Below are 1,294 nucleotides of genomic sequence, written 5' to 3' on the forward strand. Positions count from 1 at the left end.
TGAGGTGGTCCCGCCTTCCTGGACAGGTTTGCGGCAAAATTAAGCTCAAACCGGTGTCGTCATGCCGCGAGTTTGGTCATCAGATCATGGGGGGCATGCCCCCCATGATCTGATGTGCCGATGTGCCCATATGCCTCTGCCGGGGTTCGACCGGCAAGGGCTGAATGGGGTCGATGGTGGTTATAGTAGGTGAACCAGCGCGTCAGGCCCGCCCGCAGTTCGCTGCCGGTCTCGAAGGCGTGGAGATAGACGCACTCGTACTTCACAGACCGCCAGAGACGCTCGATGAAGACGTTGTCCATCCAACGTCCCCGGCCATCCATACTGATCCGCACTTCGGCCTCGCGCAGAACGCTGGTGAAGGCGTAACTGGTGAACTGGCTGCCTTGATCGGTATTGAAGATTTCCGGCTTGCCGTGGCGGGCCATGGCGTCCTGCAGCGCCTCGACGCAGAACCTGGCGTCCATCGTGTTCGAGATGCGCCAGGCGAGCACCTTGCGCGTCGCCCAGTCCATAATCGCCACCAGATAGAGAAAGCCACGCCGCATAGGCAGATAAGTCACGTCAGCACACCAGACTTGATTGGGCCGCGTGATCGCCAGATCGCGCAGCAAATAGGGATAGATCCGATGTTCCGGGTGCGGATCGCTGGTGCGTGGGCGCTGGTATATCGCCGCTAGCCCCATCCTGGCCATCAAGCGCCGCACCCGGCGGCGGCCAACGGCATGACCCATCCGTTGTAAATGGCGAGTCATCTGACGGCTGCCATACCAAGGGCAGTCCATGAATACCTGGTCGATCACCGCCATAAGCGCCAGCGTCATGCCGTTCTCTGGCACCGGTGCGTAATAGTAGCCCGACCGGCTGATCGAAAGCAGGCGGCATTGCGCCGCAATCGACAGGTCCGGGTTGTCCGGTTCGACCATCTTTCGCCTCCGGTCCATGCTCATCGACCGGAGGCTCGTGCCAAAAAATCGCGCTCCACCAGCAACTGGCCTATCTTGGCGTGCAGTTTCTCGATCTCTGCCTCGCTGGAAGCCTTGGCCGCCTGATCGCCACCGTCAAACAGGCTGGCCATGCCATCCATCGCTTGCCGCTTCCACGCGCCGATCATCGTGTGGTGCACGCCATGCTTGGCAGCCAATTCCGCCAGCGTCAGATCGCCCCGGATCGCCTCCATCGCAACCTTGGCTTTGAACTCCGCGCTGTAGCGCTTTCTCGTCGTCTTCATTCCAGTCCATTCCTCAGGTCAGGCTGAGCTTATCATCCTGTCCAGAAAAACGGCACCACCTCA

1 protein-coding gene is annotated in these 1,294 nt (G+C 60.4%); it reads right to left on the reverse strand.

What is annotated here, in order from left to right; translation table 11 throughout:
• Positions 1-59: 59 nt before the first annotated feature.
• Positions 60-1,231 (reverse strand): IS3 family transposase gene (locus tag C8K14_RS22255; RefSeq protein WP_107719330.1). Its coding sequence is split into 2 segments (ribosomal slippage): positions 60-964 and positions 964-1,231, totalling 1,173 coding nucleotides; the frame shifts between segments, so codons are not numbered across the junction.
• Positions 1,232-1,294: the final 63 nt, after the last annotated feature.

The organism is Novosphingobium sp. GV079, from assembly GCF_003058045.1.
Taxonomy (GTDB): Bacteria; Pseudomonadota; Alphaproteobacteria; order Sphingomonadales; family Sphingomonadaceae; genus Novosphingobium; species Novosphingobium capsulatum.